19 protein-coding genes are annotated in these 24,832 nt (G+C 71.0%); 2 read left to right on the forward strand and 17 right to left on the reverse strand.

What is annotated here, in order from left to right:
* Positions 1-137: 137 nt before the first annotated feature.
* The 5 genes from ilvC to ABD355_RS34925 form a co-directional block, all read right to left on the reverse strand.
* Complete coding sequence (ilvC, locus tag ABD355_RS34905; protein ID WP_030942878.1) at positions 138-1,136, reverse strand: ketol-acid reductoisomerase; 999 nt, start codon at positions 1,134-1,136, stop codon at positions 138-140.
* A 118-nt stretch (positions 1,137-1,254) separates the two neighbouring features.
* Positions 1,255-1,779, reverse strand: coding sequence for an acetolactate synthase small subunit (gene ilvN / locus ABD355_RS34910; RefSeq protein ID WP_059128941.1), 525 nt, complete (start codon positions 1,777-1,779; stop codon positions 1,255-1,257).
* 25 nt (positions 1,780-1,804) lie between these two features.
* Entirely contained in the window at positions 1,805-3,658 is a 1,854-nt protein-coding gene (locus ABD355_RS34915) for an acetolactate synthase large subunit (protein WP_344405031.1), read from the reverse strand.
* Between the two features lie 236 nt (positions 3,659-3,894).
* The gene (locus tag ABD355_RS34920; protein WP_344404927.1) at positions 3,895-6,906 is read right to left on the reverse strand and encodes a putative bifunctional diguanylate cyclase/phosphodiesterase; all 3,012 of its coding nucleotides are present in this window, start codon (positions 6,904-6,906) and stop codon (positions 3,895-3,897) included.
* 447 nt (positions 6,907-7,353) lie between these two features.
* Positions 7,354-8,304: a 2-hydroxyacid dehydrogenase gene (locus tag ABD355_RS34925; RefSeq protein WP_344404928.1), complete on the reverse strand. Its 951-nt coding sequence runs from the start codon at positions 8,302-8,304 to the stop codon at positions 7,354-7,356.
* A gap of 75 nt (positions 8,305-8,379) precedes the next feature.
* On the opposite strand from ABD355_RS34925, the gene ABD355_RS34930 reads away from it, so the two are divergent.
* A complete protein-coding gene (locus ABD355_RS34930) occupies positions 8,380-9,378 on the forward strand; it encodes an aldo/keto reductase (protein ID WP_344404929.1) in 999 nt (332 codons plus the stop codon).
* Positions 9,379-9,535: 157 nt separating this feature from the next.
* Positions 9,536-10,675 carry a PQQ-dependent sugar dehydrogenase gene (locus tag ABD355_RS34935; RefSeq protein ID WP_344405033.1) on the forward strand — a complete coding sequence of 380 codons (1,140 nt, stop codon included), beginning with the start codon at positions 9,536-9,538 and terminating at the stop codon, positions 10,673-10,675.
* Between the two features lie 4 nt (positions 10,676-10,679).
* On the opposite strand, the gene ABD355_RS34940 is transcribed toward ABD355_RS34935, so the two are convergent.
* The 12 genes from ABD355_RS34940 to ABD355_RS34995 all read right to left on the reverse strand — a co-directional run bounded on the left by ABD355_RS34940 (position 10,680) and on the right by ABD355_RS34995 (position 24,737).
* Positions 10,680-10,871, reverse strand: a complete 192-nt coding sequence (locus ABD355_RS34940) for a DUF6191 domain-containing protein (RefSeq protein WP_344404930.1) — start codon at positions 10,869-10,871, stop codon at positions 10,680-10,682.
* Between the two features lie 22 nt (positions 10,872-10,893).
* Positions 10,894-13,932 carry a helix-turn-helix transcriptional regulator gene (locus ABD355_RS34945; protein ID WP_344404932.1) on the reverse strand — a complete coding sequence of 1,013 codons (3,039 nt, stop codon included), beginning with the start codon at positions 13,930-13,932 and terminating at the stop codon, positions 10,894-10,896.
* A 134-nt stretch (positions 13,933-14,066) separates the two neighbouring features.
* Positions 14,067-14,252 (reverse strand): hypothetical protein, encoded by a 186-nt coding sequence (locus ABD355_RS34950; RefSeq protein ID WP_344404933.1) that lies wholly within the window; start codon positions 14,250-14,252, stop codon positions 14,067-14,069.
* Positions 14,253-14,460: 208 nt separating this feature from the next.
* Positions 14,461-15,018: a hypothetical protein gene (locus ABD355_RS34955; protein WP_344404934.1), complete on the reverse strand. Its 558-nt coding sequence runs from the start codon at positions 15,016-15,018 to the stop codon at positions 14,461-14,463.
* Positions 15,019-15,098: 80 nt separating this feature from the next.
* Complete coding sequence (locus ABD355_RS34960) at positions 15,099-15,671, reverse strand: GNAT family N-acetyltransferase (protein WP_344404935.1); 573 nt, start codon at positions 15,669-15,671, stop codon at positions 15,099-15,101.
* Positions 15,649-17,892: an MMPL family transporter gene (locus tag ABD355_RS34965; protein WP_344404936.1), complete on the reverse strand. Its 2,244-nt coding sequence runs from the start codon at positions 17,890-17,892 to the stop codon at positions 15,649-15,651. The genes ABD355_RS34960 and ABD355_RS34965 overlap by 23 nt, the downstream gene beginning before the upstream one ends.
* A 296-nt stretch (positions 17,893-18,188) precedes the next feature.
* The gene (gene gatB, locus ABD355_RS34970; protein WP_344404938.1) at positions 18,189-19,703 is read right to left on the reverse strand and encodes an Asp-tRNA(Asn)/Glu-tRNA(Gln) amidotransferase subunit GatB; all 1,515 of its coding nucleotides are present in this window, start codon (positions 19,701-19,703) and stop codon (positions 18,189-18,191) included.
* Between the two features lie 15 nt (positions 19,704-19,718).
* A complete protein-coding gene (locus ABD355_RS34975) occupies positions 19,719-19,961 on the reverse strand; it encodes a hypothetical protein (protein ID WP_344404939.1) in 243 nt (80 codons plus the stop codon).
* Positions 19,958-21,460: an Asp-tRNA(Asn)/Glu-tRNA(Gln) amidotransferase subunit GatA gene (gatA, locus tag ABD355_RS34980; RefSeq protein WP_344404940.1), complete on the reverse strand. Its 1,503-nt coding sequence runs from the start codon at positions 21,458-21,460 to the stop codon at positions 19,958-19,960. Before gatA ends, ABD355_RS34975 begins: the two co-directional genes overlap by 4 nt.
* Before the next feature lie 5 nt (positions 21,461-21,465).
* The gene (gatC, locus tag ABD355_RS34985; RefSeq protein ID WP_030851400.1) at positions 21,466-21,762 is read right to left on the reverse strand and encodes an Asp-tRNA(Asn)/Glu-tRNA(Gln) amidotransferase subunit GatC; all 297 of its coding nucleotides are present in this window, start codon (positions 21,760-21,762) and stop codon (positions 21,466-21,468) included.
* Positions 21,763-21,896: 134 nt separating this feature from the next.
* Positions 21,897-22,388 carry a cupin domain-containing protein gene (locus ABD355_RS34990; RefSeq protein WP_344404943.1) on the reverse strand — a complete coding sequence of 164 codons (492 nt, stop codon included), beginning with the start codon at positions 22,386-22,388 and terminating at the stop codon, positions 21,897-21,899.
* Positions 22,389-22,490: 102 nt separating this feature from the next.
* Positions 22,491-24,737 carry a putative bifunctional diguanylate cyclase/phosphodiesterase gene (locus tag ABD355_RS34995; protein ID WP_344404945.1) on the reverse strand — a complete coding sequence of 749 codons (2,247 nt, stop codon included), beginning with the start codon at positions 24,735-24,737 and terminating at the stop codon, positions 22,491-22,493.
* Positions 24,738-24,832 lie beyond the last annotated feature (95 nt).

A 24,832-nucleotide genomic window follows, 5' to 3' on the forward strand; every position in this document is an offset into this window, starting at 1 on the left:
AGTGTAGTGGCGCGGCGAGGATCGTCTTACGCCTCTTGGGAAGGATCACCCGGACGGGAATCTACATTTTGTAGGGGTCCGGGGTGCAGCCCCGCGACGGCGCCCCCGGCTGGGGGCACCGCCACGGGACACGGAGGTCACGCCTCCTCGTCGACCCAGCTCATCAGCTTGCGCAGCTGCTTGCCGGTGGTCTCCAGCAGGTGCTCGGAGTCGGCCGTCTTGTACTCGTTGTACTTCTTCAGACCGCCGTGGTACTCGGCCATCCACTCACGGGCGAAGGTGCCGTCCTGGATCTCGGCGAGGACCTTCTTCATCTCGGCCTTGGTGGCGTCGGTGATGATCCGCGGGCCGGTGACGTAGTCGCCCCACTCGGCGGTCTCGGAGATCGACCAGCGCATCTTCTCCAGGCCGCCCTCGTACATGAGGTCCACGATCAGCTTCAGCTCGTGCAGGCACTCGAAGTACGCGATCTCCGGCTGGTAGCCCGCCTCGGTCAGCGTCTCGAAACCGGCCTTCACCAGCGCGGCCGTACCACCGCAGAGAACGGCCTGCTCACCGAAGAGGTCGGTCTCGGTCTCCTCGGTGAAGGTGGTCTTGATGACGCCGGCGCGGGTGCCGCCGATGCCCTTGGCGTACGACAGCGCGAGCGCGAAGGCGTTACCGGTCGCGTCCTGCTCGACGGCCGCGATGCACGGAACGCCGCGGCCCTCCTCGTACTGACGGCGCACCAGGTGACCCGGGCCCTTCGGGGCGACCATGCAGACGTCGACGTTCGCCGGGGGCTTGATGAAGTCGAAGCGGATGTTCAGGCCGTGGCCGAAGAACAGCGCGTCGCCGTCCTTGAGGTTGTCCTTGATGGACTCCTCGTAGACCTGGGCCTGGATCGGGTCCGGCACCAGGATCATGATGACGTCGGCCTCGGCGGCGGCCTCGGACGGCGTCACCACGCGCAGGCCCTGCTCCTCGGCCTTCGCCTTGGACTTGGAGCCCTCGTGCAGACCGACACGGACGTCGACACCCGAGTCACGGAGCGACAGCGCGTGGGCGTGGCCCTGGCTGCCGTAACCGATGACCGCGACCTTGCGGCCCTGGATGATGGACAGGTCGGCGTCGGCGTCGTAGAACAGCTCGGCCACTTTGGGTTCTCTCCTTGAGTGCAGATGGTGCGTCCCACCGTATGACGGCGGGCGGAAGGGAAGTCTCGGGGTCTCGGAATACGGGCGGCCGGTGTCACCCGGCCGCCTCAATACGTCCTTACGCCGACCGGTCGAGCGCGCGCAGCGACCGGTCCGTGATCGAGCGGGCGCCCCGGCCGATCGCGATCGTGCCGGACTGGACGAGCTCCTTGATGCCGTACGGCTCCAGCATCTTCAGCATGGCGGACAGCTTGTCGCTGCTGCCGGTGGCCTCGATCGTGACGGCCTCCGGGGAGACGTCGACGGTCTTGGCGCGGAACAGCTGGACGATCTCGACGATCTGGGAGCGCGTCTCGTTGTCGGCGCGCACCTTGACCAGGACGAGTTCGCGCTGGACGGCCTGGGCCGGCTCCAGCTCGACGATCTTCAGCACGTTGACGAGCTTGTTGAGCTGCTTGGTCACCTGCTCGAGCGGCAGGTCCTCGACGTTCACCACGATGGTGATGCGGGAGATGTCGGGGTGCTCGGTGACGCCGACCGCGAGCGAGTCGATGTTGAAGCCGCGGCGGGAGAACAGGGCGGCGATCCGGGCCAGGATGCCCGGGGTGTTCTCCACCAGGACGGAGAGCGTGTGCTTGGACATGGTCTGGTTCCTTTACCTACGGCTCTCAGTCGTCTTCGTTGTCGCCGAAGTCGGGGCGGACGTCCCGAGCGGCCATGATGGTGTCGTTCGAGGTGCCGGCGGCGACCATCGGCCACACCATCGCGTCCTCATGGACGATGAAGTCGATGACGACGGGGCGGTCGTTGATGGAGTTCGCCTCTTCAATGACCTTGTCGAGGTCGGCCGGGTCCTCGCAGCGGATCGCGTAGCAGCCCATGGCCTCCGACAGCTTCACGAAGTCGGGGACGCGGGTGCCGGCGCTGGGCTGCTTGCCGTCCGCCTCCGGGCCGGAGTGCAGCACGGTGTTGGAGTAGCGCTGGTTGTAGAAGAGGGTCTGCCACTGGCGGACCATCCCGAGGGCGCCGTTGTTGATGATGGCGACCTTGATCGGGATGTTGTTCAGGGCGCAGGTGGTGAGCTCCTGATTGGTCATCTGGAAGCAGCCGTCGCCGTCGATCGCCCAGACCGTCTGGTCCGGTGCGCCGGCCTTGGCGCCCATCGCGGCCGGGACCGCGTAGCCCATCGTTCCGGCGCCGCCGGAGTTCAGCCAGGTGGCGGGCTTCTCGTACTCGATGTAGTGCGCGGCCCACATCTGGTGCTGGCCCACGCCCGCGGCGAAGATCGTGCCCTCCGGCGCGAGCTGTCCGATGCGCTGGATGACCTGCTGCGGCGACAGCTGGCCGTTCTCCGGCTGCTCGTAGCCCAGCGGGTAGGTCTCGCGCCAGCGGTTGAGGTCCTTCCACCAGGCGCTGTAGTCGCCCTGGTGGCCCTCGCTGTGCTCCTTCTGGACGGCCTGGATCAGGTCGGCGAGGACCTCGCGCGCGTCCCCGACGATCGGCACGTCCGCGGCGCGGTTCTTGCCGATCTCGGCGGGGTCGATGTCGGCGTGGACGATCTTGGCGTACGGGGCGAAGCTGTCCAGCTTGCCGGTGACGCGGTCGTCGAAGCGGGCTCCGAGGGCGACGATCAGGTCGGCCTTCTGCAGCGCGGTGACGGCGGTGACCGCACCGTGCATGCCCGGCATTCCCACGTGCAGCGGGTGGCTGTCGGGGAATGCGCCGAGCGCCATCAGGGTGGTGGTGACGGGCGCTTGGGTGAGCTCGGCGAGAACCTTGAGCTCGGCGGTGGCGTGTGCCTTGATGACACCGCCGCCGACGTACAGGACGGGCCGCTTCGCGGAGGTGATGAGCTTCGCGGCCTCGCGGATCTGCTTGGCGTGCGGCTTGGTGACCGGGCGGTAGCCGGGCAGGTCCATGACCGGCGGCCAGGAGAAGGTCGTCTGCGCCTGCAGCGCGTCCTTCGCGATGTCGACCAGGACCGGGCCGGGCCGGCCGGTGGAGGCGATGTGGAAGGCCTGCGCGATCACCCGCGGGATGTCCTCCGCCTTGGTGACCAGGAAGTTGTGCTTGGTGATCGGCATGGTGATGCCGACGATGTCCGCCTCCTGGAAGGCGTCCGTGCCGATCGCCTTGGACGCGACCTGCCCGGTGATCGCCACGAGCGGCACCGAGTCCATGTGCGCGTCGGCGATCGGGGTCACCAGGTTGGTGGCGCCCGGTCCTGAGGTCGCCATGCAGACGCCGACCTTGCCGGTGGCCTGCGCGTAGCCCGTCGCCGCGTGGCCGGCCCCCTGCTCGTGGCGGACCAGGACGTGGCGCACCCGGGTGGAGTCCATCATCGGGTCGTACGCGGGAAGGATCGCACCGCCGGGAATGCCGAATACCGTGTCGGCCCCGACCTCCTCGAGAGAGCGGATGAGGGACTTCGCACCCGTGACGTGCTCGGGTGCGGACTGCTGTCCTCCGGATCGGGGCCGCGGCTGCGGATGGGCCCCGGTGGCCTGCTCGGTCATCGTCAGTCTCTTCTCGATGCTGAGGGTTTTTGCGAGGTTTGTGCGGTGTTCAAGCGCTGCACGACTGGTGCCTGTGCAACAAAAAACCCCTCGTGCCGTAAGGCAAGCGAGGGGAGCGCGCCGGGTGTGGTCGCTGGGAGTTCCGGGTCGGTCCGGACATCACCAGCTCAGCCGACGCGCTTTCCAAGTACGAGAATTCGGGTGCGCATGGCACAGACCCTCCCCCCGGCACGCACCACGTGTCAAGTGGGTGGGACGGGAGTCTCATTATGTGAGCGGAGTCCACTTCCGCCTCCCAGAACGGCGGGGACACCACTTGTGTACACCCCTGAACCACCTCCCGCGAACGCGGGCTCGATCGGCCCGTGCGGCACCGGATAATGGCCCGAAGCAAGCGCCCGGCGCACCCGGTACTCGTCCAGCGGACCGGAGAACGCCATGCCCTGCCCGTGCGTGCACCCCATCGCGCGCAGCGCCACGACCTGTTCGGGCAGGTCCACGCCGTCGGCCACGGACTGCAGCCCGAGGTCGGTCGCGATCCGCAGCAGCCCGCTGGTGATCTTGTGCAGCCGCGCCGACTCGACGACGCCCTCGACCAGGCTGCGGTCGAGTTTCAGCACGTCGACGGGGAGTCTGCGCAGTGCCGTGATCGCCGCGTGGCCGCTGCCGAAGCCGTCCAGGGCGATCCGGACGCCGAGTCTGCGCAGGGCGCCCAGGCGCCGCTCCAGCTCGTCCAGGGAGATGCGGGGGTCGGTGTCGGACAGCTCGATCACCAGCGACCCGGAGGGCAGCCCGTGCCGGGTCAGCAGGGCCTCGATCGAGCCGAGCGGCATCGAACGGTCGAGCAGCCGCCGGGCGCTCATCGGGACCGCGACGGGCACCGACAGTCCCGTGCCGGTGCGCTCGGCGGCCTGTTCCACGGCCTCCTCCAGCATCCAGCGGCCGAGCTCGGCGGTCTTGTCGCTGTCCTCGGCGACCCGCAGGAACTCGGCCGGGGTGAACAGCACCCCCTGCGAGGACCGCCAGCGCGCCTGGGCCTCGACCGATGTGATCCGGCCGTCCTCCAGACAGACCACGGGCTGGTGCAGCAGCGCGAACTCGCCGTCGTGCAGTGCGGCACGCAGCCGCGTGGCCAGCTCCGCCTTGCGTACGACGTCCTGCTGCATCTGCGGCGCGTACAGCTCGACGCGGCCCTTGCCGGCCGCCTTGGCGCGGTACATGGCGAGGTCGGCGTTGCGCAGCAGCTCGCCCGCGCCGAGGCCGGGCTCGGCGAAGGCGACGCCGATGGAGGCCGCCACCCGGACATCGTTGCCGTCGATGAGGTACGGCTGCGAGAGCGTGATCCTGAGGCGGTCGGCGAGCTCCAGGATGTGCCGTTCGCGCGCGGAGCGGTCCCGGGTGCCGTCCCCCGCGATCAGGGCCGCGAACTCGTCGCCGCCGAGCCGGGAGGCGGTGTCCCCGTGCCGTACCGCGTCCTGGAGTCTGCGGGCGGCCTGGACGAGCAGTTCGTCCCCGGCCTGGTGCCCGATCGTGTCGTTGACGGCCTTGAAGCCGTCGAGGTCGATGAAGAGGACGGCCGTGCCGCGCAGGGACACCCGGTCGGCGGCCCGGCGACCGGACAGGGCCTGCTGGACGCGCTTGGTGAACAGGGCGCGGTTGGGCAGGTCGGTGAGCGGGTCGTGCTCGGCGTTGTGCTGCAACTGGGCCTGCAGGCGCACTCTTTCGGTCACGTCCCGGCTGTTGAAGATGAGGCCGCCGTGGTGGCGGTTGACCGTGGACTCGACGTTGAGCCAGCCGCCGTCGCCGGACCGGAAGCGGCACTCGATGCGCGTAGTGGGTTCCTCGAGCGGGCTGGCGGCGAGGAAGCGGCGCACCTCGTGCACCACGCAGCCCAGGTCCTCCGGGTGGATGAGATTGGCCAGCTCCGTACCCACGAGGTCCTCGGCGGGCCGTCCGTAGACCCCGGCGGCGGCCGGGGAGACGTAGCGGAGGATGCCGTTGGGGGCGGCGATCATGATGACGTCGCTGGAGCCCTGCACCAGGGAGCGGAAGTGGTTCTCCTTCTGGGCCAGTTCCTGGGTGAGGGTGATGTTGTCGAGCAGCATGATGCCCTGGCGCACCACGAGGGCGAGCACCACCGTGCCGCCGGTGAGGAGCACCACGCGGTCGACGCGGTGGCCGTTCAGGACGGTGTAGAGGATGCCGAGGGTGCACACGGCCGCGGCGAGATAGGGCGTGAGGGCGGCCAGGGAGCCGGCGATGGGCCGGGCGGCCGGATACCGGCCGTGATCACCTCCCTGCGGTGCCGGGTGGTGCTGGTGGGCGCCGCCCCGCTGGCCCGGCACGTGTTCGTGCACCACGCGCGTGTGCCCGTCGAGGTCGCAGCGGTCGGCCTCGGACTGCCGGCCCTGCCGGGGCGCGGCCCAGGGGGCGTACGCGAGGAGCAGGGAGCCGGCGAACCAGCCCGCGTCGAGCAACTGGCCCGAGTGGTAGCTGTTGTGCAGCAGCGGCGAGGTGAACAGGGCGTCGCACATCACCGTCAGCGCCAGCGCGCCGATGGCGGTGTTGACCGCCGTGCGGTTCACCGCGGAGCGCCTGAAGTGCAGCGCGAGCACCATGCTGACCAGGGCGATGTCCAGCAGTGGGTAGGCGAGCGACAGCGCGGTGTGCGCGACGCTCGGCCCGTCGAACTTGGCCGCCTGGGCGAGCGCGAGGCTCCACGACAGCGTGAGCAGCGAGCCGCCGATCAGCCAGGCGTCGAGGGCGAGGCACACCCAGCCGGCCTTGGTCACCGGCCGCTTGGCGAGCACCAGGAGCCCCACGATGGCGGGCGGCGCGAAGCACAGGAAGAACAGGTCGGCATAGCTGGGAGTGGGCACCTGCTCCCCCAGGACGACCTCGTACCACCCCCAGACCCCGTTGCCCAGGGCGGCCATGGCCGAGGAGAGGGCGAACAGCAGCCAGGCGGGTCGAAAGCGGACACGGCGGCCACGGGCGTACAGGAACAGCGACACGGCGGCGGTGCCGGCCGCGGCGCTCAGCCCGAAGTCGCCCATGATCAGCGAGAGTTCGTCCGAACCCCAGCCGAACGCGGAACCGACGGCGTATCCCGCGCAGACCAGGGCCAGGACGAGTTGGGGGACCAGACCGGGTCCGCGGCCGGCGGCCGGCGGACGGGGCACCAGCATCCCCGGCGAAGGCTGTACCCGCACCGCTGCGGCGAGGGTGGTCGTGGGGGGCGGGGGCGAGCTCACCGGGCCCACCCGGTCCGCATCGCTCCCAGGTCCCGCGGCTCCCGGTGCGCTGGGTGCGCATGCCCCCGGCGGCCGTGCCTGCGGTGGTGATGGCTGTGACGGCAGCCGTGACTGCCGTGGTGACCGCGTCTGCGCGCGGCCGTACGCCAGAGTCGCCTCCGGCGGCCCCGTCGCGTCGGATCGCTCGCCCATAGGCCGTGCATCGCCCGTCGCCCCCCTCACAGTCTGAATGTCCATCCCCGGCGCCGAACGGTGCGGCGCAGCCCCTGCTCGGGACGATACACCAGTCTCGTCACTCAGGGACATAGTTCCTCTACGCTCCGTGACGACCAGCGGGAATCGTGAGCACGGACCGCGTCCGCAAGGTTGCGGAGGGTACCGGAAGCGGATTACACGCCCGTTGCGCCCGTCGCGCGGGGCGCGCACGGGACGCTCAAGTCGTCGGGGTCACGCGCCGTTTGCGCCTGTCGTAAGGATCACGTTGCGCAGCGGCTCCCGGTTCACGAACCGGGTCAACTGGTCCACCAGCAGTCGCTTGGCGCGCGGCAGGAACGCCGACGTGGGGCCGCCGACATGGGGGCTGATCAGGACGCCGGGCGCACGCCACAGGGGGTGTTCGCGGGGCAGCGGCTCCGGGTCCGTGACGTCGAGGGCCGCGGTGATGCGGCCGGTCTCCACTTCGGCGAGCAGGGCCTTGGTGTCGACGACGGGGCCGCGGGAGACGTTCACGAGGAGCGCGCCGTCCTTCATACGCGCGAGGAAGCCGGCGCCGGCCAGGCCGCGGGTGGCCTCGGTGAGGGGCGTGACGAGGACGACGACATCCGCCTGGGGCAGCAGGGCGGGCAGATCGGTGAGCGGATGCACCGGGCCGCGCGCCGTGGTGCGCTCAGAGCGCGCGACGCGCGCCACCCGCGCCACCTCGAACGGAACGAGCCGGTCCTCGATGGCGGATCCGATCGAGCCGTACCCGACGATGAGGACGTTCTTGTCGGCCAGGGCGGGCCGGAAGCCGCCGAGCCACTCCCCGCGGTCCTGGGCGCGCACGAAGTCGGGGACGCCGCGCAGCGAGGCGAGGATCAGCGTGAGCGCGAGTTCCGCGGTGCTCGCCTCGTGCACCCCGCGCGCGTTGCACACCTGCACTCCGGGACGCAGGTGCTTCAGCCCCGGCTCCAGGCTGTCGATGCCGGCCGACAGGGTCTGTACGACCTGCACGCCGCTCAACGCGGGCAGCGGACGTACGCCCACGTCACCGGGCTTCATATAGGGGACGACGTAGTAGACGCAGTCGGCGGGGTCCGCGGGGAAGTCGTCGGCGCCGTCCCAGAAACGGTAGTCGGGGCCTTCGGGAAGCCCCTCGATGGTGTCGGGTGGGATGGAAAGCCACACGTCAGCAGTCATGTCAGGAGGCTATGTCAGGTTCATGGGAGCGCAGAGGTTAGGTTGGGGGGCCAGGAGAGGGAGGGTCACGAGCAGGTGGAGCGCAGGACGATCGGCGCGGGGGCACTCGCGGTGGGGGCCGTCGGACTCGGGTGCATGCCGATGAGCTGGGCGTACGGCGGGTCGCGGCAGCGGGGCGAGGCGTCGCTCAGGGCGGTGCACCGGGCGCTGGACGCGGGCTCGACACTCCTGGACACGGCCGACATGTACGGCCCGTTCACCAACGAGCTGTTGCTGGGGCGGGTGTTGAAGGAGCGCCGCCAGGACGCCTTCGTGTCGACGAAGGTCGGCCTGCTGGTGGGCGAGCAGCACATCGTGGCCAACGGCCGCCCCGGCTATGTGAAGCGCGCCTGCGACGCGTCCCTGAGGCGCCTGCAGACGGACGTCATCGACCTGTACCAGCTGCACCGCGCGGACCCGGAGGTCCCGGTGGAGGAGACATGGGGTGCGATGGCTGAGCTGGTCCAGGCCGGAAAGGTACGGGCGTTGGGGCTGTGCGCGGTGGGCGCCCGCGGCGGCCGGCGCTCCGGCGGCCGACTGCACGACGCGACGATCAGGCAACTCCAGCGCGTCCAGCAGGTGTTCCCGGTGAGCGCGGTGGAGGCCGAGCTGTCGGTGTGGTCGCCGGAGGCGCTGGAGTCGCTGCTGCCGTGGTGCGAGGCGCGTGACGTCGGCTTCCTGGCCGCGATGCCGCTCGGCAACGGGTTCCTGACCGGCACGCTCACCCCGGGCCAGGGCTTCGAACCGGACGACCTGCGGGCCCGCCACCCCCGTTTCACCGCGGAGATGATGGCCGCGAACCAGCCGATCGTGGCCGGCCTGCGCCGGGTCGCGGCCCGGCACGGCGACGAGGTCACGCCCGCCCAGGTGGCCCTGGCCTGGGTGCTGGCCCAGGGACGGCACGTGGTCCCGGTCCCGGGCACCAGACACGAGCACCGGGCGACGGAGAACGCCGCGTCCGCGGCCCTCCGTCTGACCCCGGAGGACCTGGCCGAGGTGGCGGGACTGCCGGGGGCGCGAGGATCCTGGGACTGAGGAGGGCGGTCGTAGGACCGGAAGCGGGCGGGTGGCCGCGGCGGCGGAGCTTCGGGATCCATGGACCGGGAACCTGTGGGGCGCGGGCGGTGTAAGACAAGGAGAAGCTGCCGCTGGACCACCGCCCGAAGGGACCAGGATCGTGCTACGACAAGCTGTGCCGGCCATGCTGGCCACGACCGCGCTCGTGCTGACGGCGGGCTGTTCCTCCGGCGGAGGGACCGGGGGCGGCGGTGACGGAACGGGGCCGGGCACCGCGCACTCGTCCCCGTCGCGGCAGGCGGCCGAGAAGGCCCCGCCCGCCAAGGGCTCCGTCAAGGTGCTGCGCACCGTCGCGACAGGCCTGAAGACCCCGTGGGGCCTCGCCCGGCTGCCCGGCGGGGGCCTGCTCGTCTCCTCCCGGGACGAGGGGACGATCACGAAGGTCGACGAGGACACCGGCAGGAAGACCGAGCTGGGCAAGGTCTCCGGGGTCTCCCCCGCCGGAGAGGGCGGCCTCCTCGGCATCGCGCTCTCCCCGGACTTCGCCGCGGACCGCATGATCTACGCCTACTTCACCTCGGCCTCGGACAACCGCATCGTCCGCCTGCTGTACGACGCGAAGAAGCCGGCCGGCGAACAGCTCGGCGCCCCGGACACGATCTTCAAGGGCATCCCCAAGGGCTACATCCACAACGGCGGCCGGATCGCCTTCGGCCCGGACAGGATGCTGTACGCGGGCACGGGCGAGAGCGGAAACCGGGGCCTGGCCCAGGACAGGAAGTCCCTGGGCGGCAAGATCCTCCGTCTCACCCCGGAGGGCGACCCGGCTCCCGGCAACCCCTTCCCGGACTCCCCCGTCTACACCTACGGTCACCGCAACGTTCAGGGCCTGGCCTGGGACCCCGAACAACGCCTGTTCGCCTCGGAGTTCGGCCAGGACACCTGGGACGAGCTGAACGCGATCAAGCCGGGTGACGACTACGGCTGGCCGGACGCCGAGGGCAGGTCGTCCGACCCCGAGTACCACAACCCGATCGCCCAGTGGCACACGGGCGACGCCTCCCCCAGCGGCATCGCCTATGCCGAGGGCTCGATCTGGATGGCGGGTCTGAAGGGCCGGTGCCTGTGGCGCATCCCCCTGAAGGGCACGGCGGCCGCGGCCGATCCGCAGCCCTTCCTGCAGGGCAGGTACGGCCGCCTGCGCACCGTGCTCCCGGCCGGCGGCGGCAAGCTGTGGCTGACGACGAGCAACACGGACGGGCGAGGAGACCCGAAGTCCGGCGACGACCGGATACTGGAGCTGCAGGTCCGCTGAGGCATCACTCCTCGGCAGCGTCCGTCCCGTCATCCTGCCGGGGCGGCCGTACGACGACCTTCCCGGACTCGAGGTCTATCGGCCCGCGTCCGGGGTCGTTGTCGCCGACGTCCTCGCGGGTCAGCTCCAGCCTCTTCTTCTCGTCGCGGGTGTGTTTGCGGCCGGGTGCGAAGAGTTCCTCGAAGACGTTGAACATCGCTTTCCCTCCAGCTGCTGAGTCATCCGGCGATCAGCCGGTCGCCGTCCCCCGTCGGGAAGAGTCCCCGTCGATGCGCCACCGCCGCCGCCTCTCCTCTTCCTGAGACGCCGAGCTTGCCCAGAATGTTCGACACATGGACGCTCGCGGTCTTCGGGGAGATGAAGAGTTCCTCGGCTATCTGGCGGTTGGTGCGGCCGGCGGCCACCAGGCGCAGGACGTCGCGTTCCCGTCCGGTGAGGCCGAGCGCCTCCGCGGGATCCGCGGGCCGCCGTTCCGGGACGCTCTTCAGGGCGAGGCGGGCCCGCTGGGCGAGCAGGGCGACGGCGTCGGCGAGGGGGCGGGCGCCGAGGTGGTCGGCCACCGCGTGGGCCAGGCGCAGCAGTTCGGTGGCGCGGTCGCGCTCGTCGTCGCCGCCCGAGGCGAGAAGGGCCTCGGCGAGTCGATGGCGGACGCGGGCGAGGTCGTAGGGGCGGTCCAGGGATTCGAAGCAGGTGACCACGTCCGACCAGGTGTCGGTGGTGTCGCGGCCCTCGGCGCGGGCGAGTTCGGCGCGGACCCACTGCTCGTGGGCGAGCCAGATGGGGGTGTCGGTGGTGGTCTTCTTGACGGCCTCGCGCAGCCGTTCCAGGGCGTCGGCGCGGCCCTGTGCCGCCGCGGGCAGGCTCCGGGCGTCGGCCTCGGCGGTGGCGGCGGCGAGCAGCAGTGGCCAGCCGTAGCGCTGGGTGCCGGGCGGGATGTCGGAGACCAGGGCGCGGGCGAGTTCGGCCCGGGCGTCGAGGAGGCGGCCCTCGCCGGCGGCCACTCCGATCTCGATGCGGGAGAGGAGCAGGGTGTGCTGCGGCATGGGGTCGTGTGTGCCCAAGTAGCCTCGTGCCGCGGCGAGTTGGCGGGCGGCCTCGGGCAGGTCACCGCGGCCGAGGGCGACGTGCGCGAGACAGCTGGCGCCGCCGCCCCGGGGCTTGGCGCCGTGTCCCACGCGCAGGGCGCCGGCCGCCGCGTCGGCGGCCTCGTCCCAGCGGCCCAGCGAGTAGAGCGCCTCGGAGAGGTTGGCCCACACCCAGGCCTCGGAGTCCAGCTGGCCGAACTTCCTGGTGTAGACGAGGCCTTCCTGGAGGAGGGGAACGGCTTCCCGGGTGCGGCCGACCGCGTCCAGCTCGGAGGCCAGATTGACGTAGGCGCGACCGGCGACGGACGAGACGCCCTCCTCCAGGGCCCGGTCCTTGACCTCGTACATCTCGGCGAGGCCCGCCTCGACGGAGCCCGCGTCGACCATCAGGCCGCCGTAGGTGAGGCGGGCGTTGAGCTCGATCTCGCGGGCGCCGACCATGCGCGCGTACTCGACGGCGCGCTCGGCCGAGGAGAGTGCCTCGGGGCCGGGTTCGTGGAGCATCGACCAGTTGGCGGCGGTGGAGAGCACCTCGGCGTGCACCTCGGAGGGCGGCAGGCCGCGGACCAGCTCCTGGGCGGTGCCGAGTTCCTTCCAGCCGTCGCCGCGGGCCAGGGCCTGCACGAGACGGGAGCGCTGCACCCAGAACCAGGCGGCGCGCAGGGGGTCGCCCTCGTCCTCCAGCAGATGCAGGGCCCGCTTGGTGATCTTCAGGGCGCGTTCGCGTTCCCCGGACAGCCGGCCGGCGACCGCGGCCTCGGCCATCAGGTCCAGATAGCGCAGGGGTGTGGTGACCGGATCGCAGCCGCAGGGCGGGTAGACCTCGGTGTAGTCGATGGGGCGCAGCCGGTCCCGCACCTCCTCGGGGGCGGTGTCCCACAGCTCCATCGCCCGCTCCAGGAGCCGCAGTTGCTCGCTGTAGGCGTGGCGGCAGCGGGCCTCTACGGAGGCGTCCAGGACGGCGGGGAGGGCCTTGGCCGCGCTGTGGGCGTGGTACCAGTAGCTGGCCAGGCGCATGACGCGCTGGTCGGCGGGGACGAGCGCCGGGTCGGCCTCCAGGGCCTCGGCGTAGCGGCGGTTGAGGCGCGAGCGCTCGCCGGGCAGCAGGTCGTCGCTGACCGCCTCGCGGACCAGGGAGTGGCGGAAGCGGTAGCCGTCGCCGGCGGGCGTGGCCAGCAGGATGTTGGCGTTCACGGCGGCCCGCAGCGCCTCGATGAGGTCGTCCTCGGCGAGCCCGGCGACGGCGGCGAGCAGCGGGTACTCGACGGTCGAGCCGCCCTCGGCGACGATCCGGGCGACCCGCTGGGCGGTCTCTGGCAGGCCCTCGACACGGACCAGGAGCAGGTCGCGCAGGGAGTCGGTGAGGCCGGTGCCGCAGCCCTCGCTGGCGCAGACGGCGAGTTCCTCGACGAAGAAGGCGTTGCCGTCGGAGCGTTCGAAGATGTCGTCGACCTGGGTGGGGTCCGGTTCGGCGGCGAGGATGCCGGCGATCTGGCGGCCGACCTCCTCCCGGTTGAAGCGGCCGAGTTCGACGCGGCGGACGGTGCGCAGCCGGTCGAGTTCCGCGAGCAGGGGGCGCAGCGGGTGACGGCGGTGGATGTCGTCGGCGCGGTAGGTGGCGAGGAGGACCAGGCGGCCGGTGCGCAGGGTGCGGAAGAGGTAGGCGAGGAGGTGGCGGGTGGAGGCGTCGGCCCAGTGCAGGTCTTCGAGGGCGACCACGACGGTCCGGTCGGCGGCGACGCGCTCCAGGACGCGGGCGGTGAGTTCGAAGAGGCGGGCCATGCCCTCCTCGTCGTGCCGCCCCCCGGAGGCTTCGCCCAGTTCGGGCAGGAGCCGGGTGAGCTCCTCCTCCTGGCCGGCGGCCGCGGCGGCGAGCTGCTCGGGCAGTTCGCGGCGCAGGGCGCGCAGGGCGGTGGAGAAGGGGGCGAAGGGCAGCCCGTCGGCGCCTATCTCGACACAGCCGCCGAGCGCGACGACGGCGCCCTCGCGGCAGGCCGCGGTGGCGAACTCCTCGACCAGCCGGGTCTTGCCGACTCCGGCCTCACCGCCGATCAGGAGGGCCTGAGGGGTGCCTGCGGCGGCTTGGGCGAGGGCGTCGTTCAGGGTGTCGAGTTCTTCTGTTCGGCCGACGAACACGGGGCTTACGGACCTGGTCTCCACGACGCCGAGCATCGCATGAGGGTCCGACAGCGCGGGAACGGTTTTCGTCCGGAGGCTGTCGCCCCCGGACCTCCGCATCAGCCCTGAAGGGGCCTCGTCCTCAAGCGCCGGACCGGCCGGTTGCGGCCGGCCGGCGCTTGCCGCGCTCATGCCGCGCGGGCGGAGCGAAGCCGGCGAAGACCCCGGCTATGGCTTTCGTCCTCGGCGGCATGGCGGGTGGCCTCGTGGCGGGCGGCGCGGCGGCCGCGGACGACCTCGCGGGCCAGCCGCTCCTGCTCGGCCTGGCGGATCAGCTCGGCGGAGCGGTACTGGGAGATCTCGTACTCGTACATGGTGGGTCCCTTGTGAGAGGCGGTTTTCGGGCTTCGCTTGCTGCGATGCCTCTACCTTCGTCTCCAAGGGGGGTGCGCCACATCGGGAGAGTTCCGCATCTTCGGGGCCGCCGGGGGCCTTAGATGTGCCTGAGGGGCCTCAGGAGCTCCGTAAGGTGCTTACAGATGCCCTAAGACCCCTCAGGACCTGCGGTGATGCGGTGGTTGTTCAGCCGGTGGACGGCAGGCCGAGCAGGAGGTCGGAGTACTGCAGGACGGCCAGCAGCAGGCCGATGACGCCGAGTGCGACACCGCCCCAGGCGACCGACTTGATCCAGACGGGCTGCGGCTTGCCGGGGGCGCCGAAGGCGGGCCGGGCGAGCACCACGACGCCGACGATCAGCGCGAGGAGCGCGAACGCGCCGCCCCAGAACGCGGTGGCCTTCCAGGCGTCGCCGTAGCCCTCCTTGAGGAGCTTGGCGACGTTGGAGGACTGCGCGGTCTGCGCATGCATCTGGCCGATGAGGGACTGGCGGGCGGAGGCGACGGTGCCGACCCAGCTGCCGGTCAGCGAGATGACGCCGAGCGCGGCGGAGACGACGGCCCCGGCGCCCTGGCCGACGCCGGAGGGCTCCCGGTCGCCGCCGTCGCTCTCGACAAGGTCTGCCTCGGCGGTCGCCTCCTCGGGGGTCTCCTCGGCTGCGGTGGCGTGCACCGTCTCCTCGTCGGGCTTCACTTCGGCGGCCTCGGTCGTGCCGGCCTCGTCATCAGTCTTGGTGGTTCCCATACCTCGCACCGTACGGACGCTGTCTGAGAGGTCTCTTAATGATCGTCCAGGCGATCGTGGAGGCCCCTTCTTACGGATCTTCACTCATGGTTGTGTGCGGCACGCGCGCGTGCTGCGCGCCACTCCGGGGCGAGGATCGACCACACCTCCAGGTCGTGCCGCACCCCACCATAGGGGTGCGCCTGGCGCCGTACACCGTCGCGGGTCATTCCGAGGCGCCGGGCGACGTTCAGGCTGGGTACGTTCCCCGAGGCGGCGACCCATTCGATGCGGTGGATGCCGCGCTCCTCGACCGCCCAGTCGATGAGCACCCGCATCGCCCGGGTGACCAGTCCGCGGCCCGTCGCCGCGGGCTCCAGCCAGCAGCCGACCTCGGCGTTCTGGGTCTCCGCGTTGAAGTTCAGCGTGAGCACGCCACCCACGAGCTTTCCGTCCAGCCAGATGCCGTGGAGCGAGCCGCTGTCGGCGGCGCGCATGTCCGCGTACCGCTGGAGCACCTCCCGCGCGGAGGGCACGTCCACGGCCTTGGAACCGAAGGCGATGAACTGTCCGATGAAGTCCCGCCCGCGCTCCAGATGCGCCAGGAACTCCCCGGCGTGCCACGGCTCCAGGGGACGCAGTTCGGCGTCCTCACCCAGAGGTATCGCGTACATCCTCGTCCTGCCCCTTCGCCAGTACGTCCGCCACCTCGGCGTCCGTCGCCGCGGCCAGCCTCTCATGGGCCGCGCGGGCCTCGGGCGGTTCGATGCTGATGCGGGGCAGGCGCTGGTCGAGCCAGCGGGGCAGCCACCAGTTGGCGGCGCCGAGCAGGTGCATGAGGGCCGGTACCAGCAGCGTGCGCAGCACGAAGGCGTCGAGGGCGACCGCGGAGGCGAGCGCGATGCCGAACATGGCGATCACCCGGTCGCCGCTGAGGACGAAGGCGAGGAAGACCGAGATCATGATGACCGCGGCGGAGTTGATCACCCGGCTGGTCTCGGCGAGCCCGACACGGACGGCGCGCCGGTTGTCGCCGGTCTCCAGCCACTCCTCGTACATCCGGCTGACCAGGAAGACCTGGTAGTCCATGGAGAGCCCGAAGAGGACCGACACCATGATCACGGGGAGGAAGGGCTCGATGGGACCCGCCCGGCCGAGGCCCAGCAGCTCGCTCCCCCAGCCCCACTGGAAGATCGCGACGACGACGCCGAAGGCGGCGGCGACCGCGGCGACGTTCATCGCGGCGGCCTTCAGCGGGATGCCGAGGGACCGGAAGGCGAGCAGCAGGAGCAGACAGCCGAGGCCGATGACGACGCCCACGAACAGGGGCAGCTTGCCGACGATGACGGCGGCGAAGTCGTCGTAGCTCGCCGTCACACCGCCGACGTGCAGGTCGAGCGAGGTGCCGGTCTCGGCGCGCGGCAGCACCTCGGTGCGCAGCCGGTCGACGAGGGCGCTGGTCTTCTGCGACTGGGGCGCCGACTCGGGGACGATCGTGAAGTACGCGGTGTCCCCGCCGGTGTTGTACGTCACCGGAGTCACCGACGCGACGCCCTCGGTGGTGCGGATGGTGGCGTCGAGGTTGTCGAGGGCGAGCTTGTCCTCGGCGCCGTCCACGCGCGTCACCACGGTCAGCGGGCCGTTCACGCCGGGCCCGAACCCGTCGGCGAGAAGGTCGTACGCCTGCCTGGTGGTGGATGTCTTCGGGTCGTTGCCCTGGTCGGAGGTGCCCAGGTGGAGGGAGAGGGTGGGCAGCGCGAGGACGGTCATGACGGCCAGCGCGACGATGCCGAGCACCTTGGGGTGGCGCTCCACGAACGCCGACCAGCGGTGGGCGAAGCCGGTCGGCAGCTCCGGCTGCGGCCCGTGCTCCTCCAGATGGCGCCGCTCGCGCCGGCTCAGGGCGCGCGGGCCGATCAGGGACAGCAGGGCGGGCAGCAGGGTGACGGAGGCCGCGACCGTCAGGACGACCGTCAGACAGGCGGCGATCGCGACGCCGTTGAGGAAGCTGAGTCTGAGGATCAGCATGCCCAGCAGGGCGATGCAAACCGTGGCACCCGCGAAGACCACGGCGCGTCCCGTGGTCGCCACGGCACCGGTGACCGCCTCGGTGACGGACAGCCCGCGTTTGAGCCCGCGTCGGTGTCTGGTGACGATGAACAGCGCGTAGTCGATGCCGACGCCGAGCCCGATCAGCATGCCGAGCATGGGCGCGAAGTCGGCGACGGTCATGGCGTGCCCGAGCAGCACGATCGCGCCGTACGCGGTACCGACGCTCACCAGCGCGGTCGCGATGGGCAGCATCGAGGCGGCGAGGGAGCCGAAGGCGAGGAACAGGACGGCGGCGGCGACGACCACGCCGACCACCTCGGCGAGGTGTCCGCCCGCCGTCTCGGTGAGCCCTATGGCGCTGCCGCCCAGCTCCACCTGGAGACCGTCGGCCCGGGCCGCCTCGGCCGTGCGCACGACGGCCTCGGCCTCGGGTTTCCTGATGTCCTCGGCCGGGTGGTCGAAGGTGATCGTGGCGTACGCGGTGTGCCCGTCGGCGCTGATCCGGCCCGTGCCCTGGCCGTCGTAGGGACCGGCGACGGACGCGATGCCCGGCAGGTCAGCGATCTTGTCCAGGGTCTCGGTCATCGTCTGTTCGACGTCGGCGGCGCGGACCGTGCCGGAGGTGGTGTGCCACACGACGGTGTCGCTGTCGCCGCCGAACCCCGGGAAGCCGTCCTGCAGCAGTTGCATGGCCCGGCCGGACTGGGTGCCGGGGACCTCGTAGTCGTTCGAGTACGCCGAGCCGGTGACGGCGGCGGCCGCGCTCACCCCGCCGAAGGCGAGGAGCCACAGCAGTACCGCCACGAGGCGGTGCCGAACACACCAACGTGCAAGGGCTGCCACGAACGTGCTCCCAGGTGGATTTGTGGATCTTTGACCGGGAACAGTCGTTCACAGGATGAACAGCCCGCAAAGAACGCATGAGCAATGCGAAGACCACTCTTGCAGGCAGAAGTGATCGTTTATGCCATTCGTGGACTTATTCACAGGAGTGGGAGCCAGATCACAGGACAGTAACGGGAACTCTGTCACCTCATGGACACCAGGTGTGGGGCGTCCACGACGGCTGCCCATGCCCCGGTTCGACATGGTTCGGGGGCTGTGCCGGTGTACCGGCACAGCCCCCGAGACCGGGATGCTCAGCCCTCGCTGACGCCGAGCTTCTGAAGGATCAGCTCCTTGACGCGGGCCGCGTCGGCCTGACCGCGGGTCGCCTTCATGACCGCGCCGACCAGGGCGCCGGCCGCGGCCACCTTGCCGCCGCGGATCTTGTCGGCGATGCCCGGGTTGCCGGCGATGGCCTCGTCGACCGCCGTACCCAGCGCCGAGTCGTCGGAGACGACCTTCAGACCGCGCTTGTCGACGACCTCGTCCGGGGTGCCCTCGCCCGCGAGAACGCCCTCGATGACCTGGCGGGCCAGCTTGTCGTTCAGGTCACCGGAGTTGACCAGGGCGGTGACCCGGGCGACCTGCTCCGGCGTGATCGCCAGCTCGTCGAGCGAGACGCCCGACTCGTTGGCGCTGCGCGCCAGCTCGCCCATCCACCACTTGCGGGCGGAGGCCGCGTCGGCACCGGCGTCGATCGTCGCGACGATCGGGTCCAGCGCTCCGGCGTTGAGGATCGCCTGCATGTCGGTGGCGGAGATGCCCCACTCGGCGAGCAGCCGGGTACGGCGGGCCAGCGGCAGCTCGGGCAGCGCCGCCCGGATCTCCTCGACCCACTCGCGCGAGGGGGCCACCGGCACCAGGTCCGGCTCGGGGAAGTACCGGTAGTCCTCGGCCTCTTCCTTCACCCGGCCCGAGGTCGTCGACCCGGTGTCCTCGTGGAAGTGGCGGGTCTCCTGGACGATCGTGCCGCCGCTGTTCAGCACGGCCGCGTGCCGCTGGATCTCGAAACGGGCCGCACGCTCCACGGACCGCAGCGAGTTGACGTTCTTCGTCTCGGAGCGCGTGCCGAACTTCTCGCTGCCCTTGGGCATCAGCGAGAGGTTCACGTCGCAGCGCATCTGCCCCATTTCCATCCGGGCTTCCGACACACCGAGCGCCTTGATGACCTCGCGCAGCTCACGGACGTACGCCTTGGCCACCTCGGGGGCACGGTCGCCCGCGCCGACGATCGGCTTGGTGACGATCTCGATGAGCGGGATGCCGGCCCGGTTGTAGTCGAGCAGCGAGTGCGAGGCGCCATGGATACGGCCGGTCGCGCCGCCCACATGGGTCGACTTGCCGGTGTCCTCCTCCATGTGGGCGCGCTCGATCTCCACGCGGAAGGTCTCGCCGTCCTCCAGCTGTACGTCGAGGTAGCCGTTGAAGGCGATCGGCTCGTCGTACTGGGAGGTCTGGAAGTTCTTCGGCATGTCCGGATAGAAGTAGTTCTTCCGGGCGAAGCGGCACCACTCGGCGATCTCGCAGTTCAGCGCGAGCCCGATCTTGATCGCCGACTCGACGCCGGTCGCGTTGACGACCGGGAGCGAGCCGGGCAGGCCGAGGCAGGTGGGACAGGTCTGCGTGTTGGCGTCCTGACCGAGTTCGGTCGAACAGCCGCAGAACATCTTGGTCTTGGTGCCGAGTTCGACATGGACCTCGAGGCCCATGACGGGGTCGTACGACGCCAGCGCGTCCTCGTACGACTCCAGGTCGGTCGTGGTGGTCACGGTGAAACTTCCCTCTCAGCCCAGCAGGACGTCGTCGTCGCCCAGCCGCTTCAGCTCGCGGTACAGGACGGCGAGACCGGTGACGATCCCGACGGCGGCCACGGTCGCGTCGATCAGCCGCAGCGTGTCCTGCTCGGAACGTGCCTTCTTGATCCGCTTGGCGACACCCAGCGCGCCGAAGGCGGTGGTGGCGATGGACACGTACGTACCGGACTTGGACTTCTTGAAGTCCTTGGCCTTGGTCAGTGTCTTGGTCACAGCGACGGAGCCTCCTCGAGGAGCGGGTGCCCCCACCTTTCCACGAAGGCGGCCTCGACGGCTGCGCCGACCTTGTAAAGACGGTCGTCCTTCAGCGCGGGGGCGATGATCTGCAGCCCGACCGGGAGGTTGTCCTCCGGGGCCAGACCGCAGGGCAGCGACATGGCCGCGTTGCCCGCGAGGTTCGTGGGGATGGTGCACAGGTCGGCGAGGTACATCGCCATCGGGTCGTCGGCGCGCTCGCCGATCGGGAAGGCGGTGGTCGGGGTCGTCGGCGAGACGATGACGTCGACCTGCTCGAAGGCCTTCTCGAAGTCGCGCGTGATCAGCGTGCGGACCTTCTGGGCGGAGCCGTAGTAGGCGTCGTAGTAGCCGCTGGACAGGGCGTACGTGCCGAGCATGATGCGGCGCTTCACCTCGGGGCCGAAGCCCTCGGCGCGGGTGAGGGAGGTGACCTCCTCGGCGGAGTGCGTGCCGTCGTCGCCGGTCCGCAGGCCGTAGCGCAGGCCGTCGAAACGGGCGAGGTTCGAGGAACACTCGCTCGGCGCGATCAGGTAGTACGCCGACAGCGCGAGGTCGAAGGACGGGCAGTCCAGCTCGACGATCTCGGCGCCCAGTTCCTTCAGCAGCGCGACGGACTCGTCGAACCGCTGGATGACGCCGGCCTGGTAGCCCTCGCCGCGGAACTGCTTGACGACGCCGACGCGCATGCCCTCGACGCTGCCGTTGCGGGCGGCCTCGACGACCGGCGGGACGGGCGCGTCGATGGACGTCGAGTCGAGCGGGTCGTGCCCGGCGATGACCTCGTGCAGCAGCGCCGCGTCCAGGACCGTACGGGCGCAGGGGCCGCCCTGGTCGAGGGAGGAGGAGAAGGCGACCATGCCGTAGCGGGAGACCGCCCCGTACGTCGGCTTCACGCCCACCGTGCCGGTGACGGCGGCCGGCTGGCGGATGGAGCCGCCGGTGTCGGTGCCGATGGCGAGGGGTGCCTGGAAGGAGGCGAGCGCGGCGGAGGAGCCGCCGCCGGAGCCGCCGGGGATGCGGGTGAGGTCCCACGGGTTGCCGGTGGGCCCGAAGGCACTGTTCTCCGTCGACGACCCCATGGCGAACTCGTCCATGTTGGTCTTGCCGAGGATGACGACGTCGGCGGCCTTCAGCTTCTGGGTGAGGGTCGCGTCGTACGGCGGGATCCAGCCCTCGAGGATCTTCGAACCGACGGTCGTCGGGATGCCCTCGGTGGTGAAGATGTCCTTGAGTGCGAGCGGCACACCGGCGAGAGGGCCGAGCTTCTCGCCCCGCTCCCGCTTCTCGTCGACGGCACGGGCCTGGGCCAGCGCACCCTCGCGGTCGACGTGCAGGAAGGCGTGCACCTTCTCGTCGACGGCCTCGATACGGGCCAGGTGGGCCTCGGTGACCTGGACGGCCGTGAGCTCGCCGGAGGCGATCTTCGCGGCGGTCTCGGCGGCCGTGAGCTTGATGATGTTGACGTTGTCCGTCATGGCGGTTAGTCCTCCCCCAGGATCTGCGGCACCTTGAAACGCTGCTGCTCCTGGGCCGGGGCGCCGGAGAGCGCCTGCTCGGGGGTGAGCGAGGGACGGACCTCGTCCTTGCGCATGACGTTCGTCAGCGGGAGCGGGTGCGAGGTCGGCGGTACGTCTTGGTCGGCGACCTCGCTGACGCGAGCCACCGCGCCGATGATGTCGTCCAGCTGTCCCGCGAAGTGTTCGAGCTCTTCGGGCTTCAGCTCCAGACGCGCCAGCCGGGCGAGGTGGGCGACCTCCTCGCGCGTGATGCCAGGCATGCAGCGTTCCTCTGGGGTGAGTGTGTGTGGTTGGGGGCAGGCGGAAATGTGACGCCAGTCCCCAATCCTATGGGGCGGGGCCCGGTGACCGTGAAACGGTTTCCCGGACCTTACGCCCAAGGGGCCGGCGGCAGTCAGCGGCGCCCGTCCCAGGCCTCGCTCTTCATGAAGTGGTTGTCATACAGCTCCTGTACTTCCAGCAGGCTTTCGGGGGTGACGTCGCCGAGGGCGATGCGCTGGAGGTGGCGGAAGTACTCGAAGCGTTCGACGCCGGGCGTCAGGACGATGAGGAGGTCGGCGTCGGCACCGGGCACGGCGGCGAAGGCATGCGGCTTGCCCGGCGGGACGACGACGAGGTCCCCCGGTCCTGCGGTGACGACGTCCTCGCCGGAGAGGATCTCAGCGGCGCCGTCGAGCAGGAAGAACATCTCGGCGGAGTTGTCGTGCCAGTGTGGTTTGGCGCCGTCCGCGCCGTCGGTGAGGGTGACACGCTGGGTGGAGAGCGCCCCGCCCGTCGAGCTGCTGTCGGCCAGCAGCCTGACGGTGGTGGGAGCAAATCCGACCACCTCGGCCTCGGCCTCGCGGACGATCACGGAGTCATCGAACTTCGGCACGAACAGCGACATTCCTGAATCCCCTTGTGACGACGGTACGGACCACGGACCTGATCGAACTAGGCAGAGCAGCACAGCGCACCGCCGGCCCGCACGGGTGGGCCGGTGGGCGAACTACTCGTCGGTCGCCGCGGCCGGCAGGGCCGCGCGAGGCCGCTGCCAGCCCCGCGATCCCCGCGCCCGCAGCCACGCCGTCGTCTCCTCCGGCGGCATCGCGGCCGCGACCAGCCAGCCCTGTACGGCGTCGCAGCCGAGGTCGCGCAGCCGCTCCCAGGTCTCGTCGTCCTCGACGCCCTCCGCGACGACCAGCAGCCCGAGGGAATGGGCGAGGTCGACCGTGCAGCGGACGATCTCCGCGTCCTCCGCGTCGACGGCGAGGCGGGCCACGAAGGAGCGGTCGATCTTCAGCTCGCTCACCGGGAGCCGCCGCAGATGCACCAGGGAGGAGTAGCCGGTGCCGAAGTCGTCCAGGGACATCTTCACGCCGTGCCCGGTCAGTCCGGCCAGTGTGTCGGCGGCGCGCTGCGGGTCCTCGAGCAGGACGTGTTCCGTTATCTCCAGTTGGAGCGCTCCCGCCGGGACTCCGTGCCGGGCCAGCCGGGCGGCGACGGAGCCCGCGAAACCGGGGGTGTGGACGTCACGCGGGGAGACGTTGACCGCGACCGGCACATGCAGGCCCTGGGCCCGCCACCGGGCCACCTGTCCCAGCGCCGTCTCCAGGACGTACTCCGTGAGATGGGGCATCAGCCCCGAGGACTCGGCGATCGCTATGAACTCGTCCGGCGGCACCTTCCCGCGCTCGGGATGCACCCACCGGACCAGGGCCTCAAGTCCCGCGACCTGGCCGTCGAAGCGGACCTTGGGCTGGTAGTGCAGCTGCACCTCGTGCGCGTCCAGCGCCCGGCGCAGATCGCCGAGCAGGCCCAGCCGGTCCGGTGTGTTGGAGTCCCGCTTGGACTCGTACACCTCGACGCCCGTACGGTCCCGCTTCGCCTGGTACATCGCCACGTCCGCCCGCCGCAGCAGCCCCTCGGCATCCAGCGCGTGGTCCGGGAAGACGGCGACGCCCGCGCTGGCCTCCAGCACGAGGGTGAGCCCGTCCAGGTCGAGCGGGGAACTGAGCGCGGCGACGAGGCTCCGGGCGACCCGGGTCGCGGAGGTCGTGGAGTCGGCGACCGGGAGTAAAACGGCGAACTCGTCACCGCCGAGCCGCGCGGCCTCCGCTCCGCGGGGCAGGGCGAGGCGCAGCCGGTCGGCTATCTGCAGGAGCAGCCGGTCACCGGCGAGATGCCCCAGGGTGTCGTTGACCGAGCGGAAGCGGTCCAGGTCGATCAGCATCAGGGCGGCGCGGGCGCCGATGCGTTCGGCGTCGTCCAGCGCGGTCCAGATGCGCTCGAGGAGCCACTGCCGGTTGGGCAGCCCGGTCAGCGGGTCGCGCAGCTGCTCCTCGGCCCGGGCCCGGGCTATCCACAGAGTGGAGTCGAGGGCGATCAGCGGGATGGCGAACAGCGGCAGCAGCACCGGCTGGGCGACGGCGACCACGCAGACCAGCGGGGCGATGCCGAACAGCGCGACCGCGACCAGGCCCTGTCTGACCAGGGCGGTCCGGGCGACGGTGGGCAGTCCGCCGTGGCGCGGGGCGTGCAGGTACCACAGGAGGGTGCGGGTGACCAGGAGGTAGGCGACGGCGACCAGCATCACCTCGGGCGCGGTGTAGAGCGTCCAGGTGTCGGGGGTCCAGGGTTTCTCCACGGACGGCACCCGTCCGAAGGCGCCCAGCACCAGGGCTCCGGCTCCGATGCCGAGGATGTCCACCGAGCCGTGCAGCACGCCCTGGCGCCAGCGGTTGCGCCGGGCTATGCCGACCAGCACGACCACGGTGAGGCTGACCATTCCGGCGGGCACCCAGCCGTAGAGCAGCAGGACGGCGAGGGTGAGGGCGGCGCCCGAGCCGGTGCCGCCCCACCAGCGGGAGCGGCCGAGCATGACCAGGTGGCCGACGATGATGCCGGTCAGCACGGCGAAGGACCAGCCGACGGTGCCGGCCGGGAAGAGCGCGTGGGTGCCGGCGAAACCGCGGTAGAAGCCGGCGCCGAGGACGAAGGCCGCCGCCGCGACGACCGCCGCGGGCAGTGCGGGCCAGGACATGTGCCGTTCGTGTTCGGGGTCCGGCAGTCCGGGAGGGTGGTCGGCGGTGAGGTGCGGGGCGCGCCCGTCCGTCACGGTGTACTGTCCGGTGGCGCGCCCCTCCGCACCCGGACGCTCCGACGGCCGCCCGGCCCACCGGCTCGCCCGCCATGCGCCGGTGACCCGGCGCAGGCGCAGCCGTGAGTCAGGGGCGGCGCTCTCGGTCGGTTCCATTCCCGTCCCTCTCACAGCCGGCGGTGCCCACGCCACGCGGCCCGTTGCCCGACATCCATCAACGGCACCGCGTTGGAAAACCCTTCCCCTTGCTC

Origin of the sequence: Streptomyces longisporus, from assembly GCF_039532765.1 — a bacterium.
In the GTDB taxonomy this organism is placed as follows: Bacteria; Actinomycetota; Actinomycetes; order Streptomycetales; family Streptomycetaceae; genus Streptomyces; species Streptomyces longisporus.

Coding starts and splice junctions, on each gene's coding strand:
- ilvN (WP_059128941.1), bottom strand. CDS start 1,779: ATGTCCAAGCACACGCTCTCCGTCCTGGTGGAGAACACCCCGGGCATC.
- ABD355_RS34925 (WP_344404928.1), bottom strand. CDS start 8,304: ATGACTGCTGACGTGTGGCTTTCCATCCCACCCGACACCATCGAGGGG.
- ABD355_RS34940 (WP_344404930.1), bottom strand. CDS start 10,871: ATGTTCAACGTCTTCGAGGAACTCTTCGCACCCGGCCGCAAACACACC.
- ABD355_RS34945 (WP_344404932.1), bottom strand. CDS start 13,932: ATGCTCGGCGTCGTGGAGACCAGGTCCGTAAGCCCCGTGTTCGTCGGC.
- ABD355_RS34950 (WP_344404933.1), bottom strand. CDS start 14,252: ATGTACGAGTACGAGATCTCCCAGTACCGCTCCGCCGAGCTGATCCGC.
- ABD355_RS34955 (WP_344404934.1), bottom strand. CDS start 15,018: ATGGGAACCACCAAGACTGATGACGAGGCCGGCACGACCGAGGCCGCC.
- ABD355_RS34960 (WP_344404935.1), bottom strand. CDS start 15,671: ATGTACGCGATACCTCTGGGTGAGGACGCCGAACTGCGTCCCCTGGAG.
- gatA (WP_344404940.1), bottom strand. CDS start 21,460: ATGACGGACAACGTCAACATCATCAAGCTCACGGCCGCCGAGACCGCC.
- gatC (WP_030851400.1), bottom strand. CDS start 21,762: ATGCCTGGCATCACGCGCGAGGAGGTCGCCCACCTCGCCCGGCTGGCG.
- ABD355_RS34990 (WP_344404943.1), bottom strand. CDS start 22,388: ATGTCGCTGTTCGTGCCGAAGTTCGATGACTCCGTGATCGTCCGCGAG.
- ABD355_RS34995 (WP_344404945.1), bottom strand. CDS start 24,737: ATGGAACCGACCGAGAGCGCCGCCCCTGACTCACGGCTGCGCCTGCGC.